Source organism: Bifidobacterium sp. UBA4282 (assembly GCF_002394995.1).
Classification (GTDB): Bacteria; Actinomycetota; Actinomycetes; order Actinomycetales; family Bifidobacteriaceae; genus Bifidobacterium; species Bifidobacterium pullorum_B.
On record NZ_DGVO01000002.1, the window covers coordinates 48,339 to 56,189 of the forward strand.

At 64.2% G+C, this 7,851-nt stretch carries 7 protein-coding genes and 1 pseudogene (1 of these 8 cut by a window edge); 7 read left to right on the plus strand and 1 reads right to left on the minus strand.

Annotated features, from left to right (window positions below):
• Positions 1-587, plus strand: a pseudogene (locus tag B4C31_RS00295) (chaperonin GroEL) (it extends 1,098 nt beyond the left edge of the window).
• A gap of 126 nt (positions 588-713) precedes the next feature.
• On the opposite strand, the gene B4C31_RS00300 reads toward B4C31_RS00295, so the two are convergent.
• Complete coding sequence (locus B4C31_RS00300; protein WP_033506508.1) at positions 714-1,007, minus strand: WXG100 family type VII secretion target; 294 nt, start codon at positions 1,005-1,007, stop codon at positions 714-716.
• 79 nt (positions 1,008-1,086) lie between these two features.
• Between B4C31_RS00300 and B4C31_RS00305 the strand changes: the two genes are divergently transcribed.
• The 6 genes from B4C31_RS00305 to B4C31_RS00330 all read left to right on the plus strand — a co-directional run.
• Positions 1,087-2,046 carry a TPM domain-containing protein gene (locus tag B4C31_RS00305; RefSeq protein WP_051917095.1) on the plus strand — a complete coding sequence of 320 codons (960 nt, stop codon included), beginning with the start codon at positions 1,087-1,089 and terminating at the stop codon, positions 2,044-2,046.
• A 57-nt stretch (positions 2,047-2,103) separates the two neighbouring features.
• The gene (locus tag B4C31_RS00310; protein ID WP_033506510.1) at positions 2,104-2,847 is read left to right on the plus strand and encodes a response regulator transcription factor; all 744 of its coding nucleotides are present in this window, start codon (positions 2,104-2,106) and stop codon (positions 2,845-2,847) included.
• Positions 2,847-4,754 carry a HAMP domain-containing sensor histidine kinase gene (locus B4C31_RS00315; protein ID WP_291530858.1) on the plus strand — a complete coding sequence of 636 codons (1,908 nt, stop codon included), beginning with the start codon at positions 2,847-2,849 and terminating at the stop codon, positions 4,752-4,754. Before B4C31_RS00310 ends, B4C31_RS00315 begins: the two co-directional genes overlap by 1 nt.
• Positions 4,755-4,870: 116 nt before the next feature.
• Positions 4,871-5,260 (plus strand): cold-shock protein, encoded by a 390-nt coding sequence (locus B4C31_RS00320; protein ID WP_033506512.1) that lies wholly within the window; start codon positions 4,871-4,873, stop codon positions 5,258-5,260.
• Between the two features lie 8 nt (positions 5,261-5,268).
• Entirely contained in the window at positions 5,269-6,537 is a 1,269-nt protein-coding gene (locus B4C31_RS00325) for a DUF3027 domain-containing protein (RefSeq protein WP_291530859.1), read from the plus strand.
• 103 nt (positions 6,538-6,640) lie between these two features.
• Positions 6,641-7,851 (plus strand): Clp protease N-terminal domain-containing protein (locus B4C31_RS00330; RefSeq protein WP_291530860.1); only part of this gene is annotated, 1,211 nt, incomplete at its 3' end.

Here is a 7,851-nt window from a genome sequence, read left to right on the forward strand (position 1 = left end):
AGATCAAGAAGCAGATCGAGGAGACAAAATCTGACTTCGATCGTGAGAAGCTCCAGGAGCGCCTCGCAAAGATGTCCGGCGGTGTTGCCGTCATCAAGGTCGGCGCCGCCACCGAGGTGGAAGCCAAGGAGCGCAAGCACCGCATCGAGGACGCGGTGCGCAACGCCAAGGCCGCCATCGAGGAAGGCCTGCTGCCCGGCGGTGGCGTGGCCCTGGTCCAGGCCGCCAAGAAGGCCGAGACCGACGAGGCCATCACCTCGCTGTCCGGTGAGGAGGCCACCGGTGCCGCCATCGTGTTCCGCGCCATCGAAGCCCCGATCAAGCAGATCGCCGAGAACTCCGGCGTCTCCGGTGACGTGGTCTTCAACAAGGTCCGTGAGCTGCCGGAGGGCCAGGGCTTCAACGCCGCCACCGACACCTACGAGGATCTGCTGGCCGCCGGCGTGACCGACCCGGTCAAGGTGACCCGTTCCGCCCTGCAGAACGCCGCCTCCATCGCCGGTCTGTTCCTGACCACCGAAGCCGTGGTGGCCAACAAGCCGGAACCGCCGGCAGCCGCTCCGGCCAACGCCGACATGGGCTACTGATCCGGCCGCCCCGGTAAGGGGCAGCGGATGCGCATAGCGTAACGGAAGGGAGACACCCCGTAACGGGTGTCTCCCTTCTGCATTATGTGCGTTCGCGGATGTGCGTTCTGGGGTGGGCGCCGCCCATCATCCGGCCGCGAACAGCCGGGAGGCCTGCATCTCCGCATCGGCATAGACCATGGAGGCTTGGGTCAGCGCGTTCTGGATGGATTCCAACGAGGCCTCCATCTGTTGCTGCGCCGCATGCCATTGGGTGAACACCGACGCGAACTGGGTGGCCGCCGTACCGCGCCAGGCGTCCTGCAGCGCGTTGAGATTGGCGACCATGCCTCCGGTGGCCTCCCTGATCGAGGCGATTGATGCCGAGACCGCCGCGCTGGAGGATTGGATTCGTTCCGGATCCACTTGATACTGTGCCATGATGTTCCTTTCCGTATTCGGGGTTGCTGGCTGACGTGGGCGGACGACATTGACTCAGCCGACCGCTATGGTGGAGGGTATGTCGGAATCGAATAACGCGGATGGGAAAACGGGTATTGTGGTCGAACGGTTGACGGCGCGCAGGCTGTCCGCTGCGGTGTCCAATCCTTGCAAATGGCTGGTTTCCGCACTTGCTGCGACACTTGCGCTGATCATGTGGATAACTCCCGTCGGCCTTGCGGACGAGACCGGGGAGGACACGGATCCGGACCTGGACGGCGGTGCGCTCACCAGCTCCATCACGGATACGGAGAACCTGCTGGGATCCAACGTGACCGAGGTGACCGATGCCATCGACCAGTTGCATGAACAGACGGGCGTATCGGTCCGTCTGCTGTACCTGTCGTCGTTCAGCGCAGGGGAGGGACAGGTCGATCAATGGGCCAGCGATGTGCTGGAATCCACCGACCCGGAACCCAATACCGTGCTGCTGGCCGTGGCCTCGCACGACGGCAACCTGGTGGTTGCGGTGTCGGCCAACTCCGATGAATGGCTGCATCGTCAGAGCACGGTGGATGAACTCTCCCAGGCCGCACTCGATCCGCTGGTGGAGAACGACACCCCCGACTGGTCCGCTTCGGCGCTGGACATGATCGAACAGATCAATGTGGTGTACCGCACCGCCACCTCGCCGTCGGTCATCGTGATCGGTGCGGCGGCGCTCGGTGGCGTGGTGGTGATTCTGGCGATCGTCGTGGTCGTCATGCTGGTTCGGCGCCGCCGTCGGCGGCAGCCGTCCGACGAGACGGAACCCGCGGAGACGACCGAAACCGTTGCCGAGGACACGGGACTGTCCGAGGCAGAAGCAGAACCGACCGAGGCGATGACGGAACCGGCCGAATCGGAACCGGTGGAGGAGACGAAGCCGATCGAGACGGAACCGGTCGAAGAATCGGAACCGATTGGGGAACCCGAGCCGGCTTCCCGGAAATCCCGTTGGCCGTTGCGCAGGAAACCGCGTGGCCGTCACAGCGCCTGACCTCAACCTACAGCGAACATTCAGGAAAACGTCAGTCAAAGGGATGAAGCTGGAAGCATGAGCAAAACCATTGAAGCATCGATTGTTGTTGTGGATGATGAGCCGTCCATCCGGGAATTGCTGGTGGCGTCGCTGCATTTCGCCGGATTCGAGGTGCAGACCGCCGCTTCCGGGTCCGAGGCCATCGAGGTCATCGAAAAGGCCCAGCCGGATCTGATCGTGTTGGATGTCATGCTGCCGGATATCGACGGATTCACCGTCACCCGTCGCATCCGCCAGGAGGGCATCGACGCCCCGGTGCTGTTCCTGACCGCTCGGGATGACACCCAGGACAAGGTGATGGGCCTGACCGTGGGCGGGGACGATTATGTGACCAAGCCGTTCAGCCTGGAGGAGGTCGTGGCCCGCATCCGTGCCATCCTGCGGCGTACCCGCGAGCAGGTGGAGGACGACCCGATCATCCGCGTCGGCGATCTGGAGATCAACGAGGATTCGCACGACGTCTCCCGCGCCGGCCAGTCGATCGACCTGAGCCCGACCGAATACAAGCTGCTGCGCTACCTGATGGACAACGAGGGCCGCGTGCTGTCCAAGGCGCAGATCCTCGACCACGTCTGGCAGTACGACTGGGGCGGGGACGCCGCTATCGTGGAGTCCTACATCTCCTATCTGCGCAAGAAGGTCGACGGCATCATGGTCACCGACGAGAACGGTGAACAGCATAAGGTCGCGCCGCTGATCGAGACCAAGCGCGGCATCGGCTATATGATCCGCGCTCCCAAGACCGTTCAGGGGGCCTGATGGTCAAGGAAGGCACTGCGGCCCACGGCACCGGGGCGGACACCTCCGTGCCGCCGACCGTGCCGGGGAGCGGCAAACCTTCCAAGACCCCGGGCAAGGAGTCCGCGATCAGGCGGATCGTCAGGGAGCGGTGGAACGCCATCTCATTGAGCACCAAGCTGGTCACCACCCTGCTGGTGCTGCTGACCATCGGCGTGGCCGGCATCTCGTTCTCGATCCGCCAGCTGGTGAGCAACTACCTGCTGGAGAAGGTGGACGCCCAGATCGTCCAGCAGGCCAACCTGGTGTTCCAGAACATCAACTCGTTTCGTGACAGCGATACGAATTCGTCCGGCATGACGAGCTATTTCCTGCAGATCAGGGACACCGACGCCAACATCCTGACCACGCCGCTGAAGCCGACCATCGCCGAAGGCGTGGTGTCGGAACCGATCCTGCCGGCCAGCGGCACCATGGGCGACGTGGTGTTCGGCGAACCGTTCACCACCTCGGCCATTGTCCACCTGAGCGGGGAGATCCCCAGCCGTTCCACGCTGTCGACGGCCCGTGCCCCCTGGCGCGTGGTGGCGATGCGCGTCATGCAGAACGACAACTTCGTCAATATCGTCTTCATCGGACTGCCGCTGGGCGATTCCATCGACACCATATCCAGCCTGACACGGTACTGCATCATGGTCGGCACGGCGGTCGTCCTGCTCGGCGGCGTGCTCGGCATGCTGGTGGTGCAGGGCACGCTCGCCCCGCTCAAGCGCATCGAGAAGACCGCCGCCAAAATCGCCGCGGGCGATCTGAAGCAGCGCATCCCGGCCATGCCGGAGAACACGGAGATCGGCTCGCTGTCGGCATCATTGAACGCCATGCTGGCGCGGATCGAACGAAGTTTCCATGAACAGCAGGAGACCACCGACAAGATGAAACGGTTCGTCTCCGACGCCAGCCATGAGCTGCGCACGCCGTTGGCCGCCATCCACGGGTACGCCGAACTGTACAAGATGCAGCGCGACATGCCCGGCGCCCTGGAACGCGCCGACGAATCCATCGCGCATATCGAGGCGTCGAGTTCCCGCATGACCGTGCTGGTGGAGGATCTGCTGTCATTGGCCAGGCTGGATGAAGGCCGTGGCATCGATATCACGCAGCAGGTGAACCTGACCGCAATCGTCAAGGACGCTGCCGATGACCTGCACGCGCTGGATCCGGAACGCGGCATCACCTGCGGTGCGGTGGGATTCATGCCGCGTCAGGGGGACGAGCCGTCGCGTCTGATGTTCGAACTCAAGGATCTGCCCGCGATCACCCTGCATGGGGATGCATCGCGCCTGCGCCAGGTCGTGACGAACATCGTCGGCAACATCCATCGGTACACCCCGGCCGACTCGCCGGTGGAGGTGTCGATGGGGGAGGTCATCGCCTCCATCGGCGGCGATTCACTCGGCCGCATGCCGGCTACGGAGCAGTCGCTGCGGCATTTCCTGGACGCCGTCGAGGTCGGCCAATCCGTACACGTGGGCATGCGGTACGCCGTCGTGCGTTTCAGCGACCACGGACCGGGCGTGCCCGCCGAATCGCGGGCGCGCATCTTCGAACGGTTCTACACGGCCGATCCCTCGCGCGCCCGGCAGAAGGGCGGCACCGGACTGGGCATGGCGATTGTGGAATCGGTGGTCAAGGCGCACCACGGGTTCATCTGCGCTTGCCAGACCGACGGCGGCGGCCTGACCATTGTTGTGGTGCTGCCGATCGCTCCGGTCGAGATCCCCGCCATGAGCGCGCCGGGCGGCAAACCGGCCAAGGGTGCCAAGCAGCAGAAGTCCGGTAAATCGTTGTTCGCCCCGAAATCCGCCAAATCCGCAAAACCCTCCAAACCGGATAAGCCGGACAGGCGAGGTGTCGAACGCAAGCCGTAGTGCGGGCCGTTACGCCATAGGCCGCATAGGTATGGCGTGAGGTAGAATAAGAGGTCGGTTTGATGGCACGGGCAGAGGGCCCGTGCCAGAGGTATAGAGCAGAGACGAGGTGTGAGATGCCGAGTGGACGTGTGCGGTGGTTCGATGCGAATAAGGGATATGGCTTCATCATCAACGAGGAGGGCGATGACGTCTTCATGTCGGCGTCGGCGCTGCCCAAGGGCGTGACCACGCTACGCAAGGGGGCCAAGGTCGAGTATTCAGTGGTTGACGGCCGCAGGGGGCCGCAGGCCATGAACGTGCATCTGATCGCCTCCGCGCCGTCCCTGGTCAAGGCCACCCGCCCGAAGCCTGACGACATGGCGGCCATTGTGGAGGACCTGATCAAGCTGCTGGACGCGGCCGGCAACGGTCTGCGCCGCCACCGGTACCCGTCCGCCGCCGAGAGCAAGAAGCTGGCGACGTTGCTGCGCGCGGTAGCCGACAACTTTGACGTGGAGGACTGAGAGCGGACATGTCCGATATGATGCTGGACCCACAGACGATCGCCCGTAGCGTGGCCCGAGCGATGGCCGATGACCCGGATCAGGTCGGCGCGTTCGTGGAAGCCATCAACATGGGCGATGGCGTGACCGACTTCCGGTTCGCCACCGAATACCGTGGGTATGAGGGATGGCAGTGGTCGGTGACGCTTTTCCACGATGAGGAGCTCGACCGTTGGACGGTGAACGAATCGTCGCTGGTGCCCACCGATCAGGCGTTGCGTCCGCCGGAATGGGTGCCGTGGAAGGATCGTCTGGAACCGACCGATCTGTCGGTGACCGACTCGATTGGCACCGATCCGGATGATCCGCGGCTGGAGGAGGGATTCCGCCGCACCGAACCGGTCGATGAGCGGCCGCAGACGGAGGATGGTGCCGATAACGCGGCAGCCGTGCTGGCGAGCGATGAAGTGGCTTCGTCCGAGGACGTGCCGACGCCCCCCGATGCCGAGTCCGGGGAGGGGAGCGATTCTGAGGCTGCGGCGACCGCGCAATCCGACGTGGATGATGCCGTGGAGGAGTTCGACCTGTCCCGCAGGCATGTGATGAGTCCCCTGGGGCGCTCCCAGACCGCCAAGCGCTGGTACGAGGGGCCGCGTGGCCCCAAGTCGCTGTCGACCAAGACGGCCGGAGGCCATACCTGCGCCACCTGCGGGTTCTTCGTGCCGCTGAAGGGCGAGCTGAACCTGCTGTTCGGCGTGTGTGCGAATAAGTGGAGCCCGGATGACGGCCGCGTGGTGTCGCTGGACCACGGGTGCGGCGAGCACTCGGAGATCGAACCGCCGGAGCCGACGCATCTGTGGGTGCAGTCCAAACCGGCATTCGATGATCTGCATATCGATATCATCGCCCACGCCCCGCGCGAGGAAAGTCCCGAGGTTGAACTCATCGAGCGGATCAACGACCGCGACGAGGACGAGGCCACCGACGAGGACATCGATGCGAACGTGACCGCCGAGGACGACGTTGACGAGACGGAGGAGACCGGGGTGACTGCTGAACAGCCGCAGGTCGAGGAGACGATCGATCTGAGCGGCGACGTCGTCCCCTCCGCGGAGCATGCGGATGACGAGCCCGACGGATCCGACACGGAACGGTCCGAGACCGAATCCGCCGACGCGCGGGATGCTGCCGGGGAGTCCGGAAGCCAGACTGACACGTCCGTGCGGGTGGAGCCGGAACCGGAATCCGAATCGGGCGATTCCGCGGATCCGGACGATTCGACTGCACAGAACGCCTAGGAGACAACGTTTTGCGTCCACAGCGCAATTCGCGGGAAACGGGAAATAAACGTCACCGCGAATCGGTAGAGTGATGTGGACTATCACAATTGGAAGGACAAGCATGTTCGAACGGTTTACCGACCGTGCGCGGCGCGTGATCGTGTTGGCGCAGGAGGAGGCTCGTGCCCTCCAGCACAACTACATCGGCACCGAACACCTGCTGCTGGGTCTGATTCGCGAAGGCGAGGGCATTGCGGCCAAGGCGTTGACCGCCAAGGGCGTGTCCTTGGACGACACCCGCAAGCAGGTCGAGGAGATGATCGGCAAGGGGACCGCGGCCCCCAACGGTCACATCCCCTTCACCCCGCACGCCAAGCAGGTGCTGGAGCTGAGCCTGAGGGAGGCCCTGCAGCTCGGCCACAGCTATATCGGCACCGAGCATATCCTGCTCGGCCTGATCCGCGAGGGCGAGGGCGTGGGCACCCAGGTGCTCATCAAGATGGACGTGGATCTGGGCGAGCTGCGCAGCACGACCATCGACCTGATCCGCGGCAACTCCGGCGGCGAGAAGGGCAAGGGCGATCTGGCGAACGCCGGTGGCGTGGCCGACAAGCGCAACCAGAGCGGTTCGGCGATCCTGGACCAGTTCGGCCGCAACCTGACCGCCGAGGCCGCGGAAGGCAAGCTGGACCCGGTCATCGGCCGCACCAACGAGATCGAGCGCGTGATGGTGGTGCTGTCCCGCCGTACGAAGAACAATCCGGTGCTGATCGGTGAGCCGGGCGTCGGTAAGACCGCCGTCGTCGAAGGCCTGGCCCAGAAGATCCAGGCCGGCGACGTACCGGAGACGCTGAAGGGCAAGCAGGTCTACTCGCTGGATCTGGGTTCCATGGTGGCCGGTTCGCGGTACCGTGGCGACTTCGAGGAGCGTCTGAAGAAGGTGCTCAAGGAGATCAAGACCCGCGGCGACATCGTGCTGTTCATCGATGAGATCCATACGATCGTCGGCGCCGGTTCGGCCGACGGGGCGTTGGGCGCCTCGGATATGCTGAAGCCGATGCTGGCGCGTGGCGAGCTGCAGACCATCGGAGCCACCACCACCGACGAATACCGCAAGTACATCGAGAAGGATGCGGCGCTGGAACGCCGGTTCCAGCCGATTCAGGTATCCGAGCCGACCATCGCGGAAACGATTGAGATCTTGAAGGGCCTGCGTGAGCGCTATGAGAACCATCATCATGTGACGATCACCGATGCCGCCCTGCAGACCGCGGCGGAGCTTTCGGCCCGGTACATCCAGGACCGTAACCTGCCGGACAAGGCGATCGACCT

Bases quoted from the DNA above. Each gene is read 5' to 3' on its own strand.
- B4C31_RS00300 (WP_033506508.1), bottom strand. From the start codon at position 1,007: ATGGCACAGTATCAAGTGGATCCGGAACGAATCCAATCCTCCAGCGCG.
- B4C31_RS00305 (WP_051917095.1), top strand. From the start codon at position 1,087: ATGTCGGAATCGAATAACGCGGATGGGAAAACGGGTATTGTGGTCGAA.
- B4C31_RS00310 (WP_033506510.1), top strand. From the start codon at position 2,104: ATGAGCAAAACCATTGAAGCATCGATTGTTGTTGTGGATGATGAGCCG.
- B4C31_RS00315 (WP_291530858.1), top strand. From the start codon at position 2,847: ATGGTCAAGGAAGGCACTGCGGCCCACGGCACCGGGGCGGACACCTCC.
- B4C31_RS00320 (WP_033506512.1), top strand. From the start codon at position 4,871: ATGCCGAGTGGACGTGTGCGGTGGTTCGATGCGAATAAGGGATATGGC.
- B4C31_RS00325 (WP_291530859.1), top strand. From the start codon at position 5,269: ATGTCCGATATGATGCTGGACCCACAGACGATCGCCCGTAGCGTGGCC.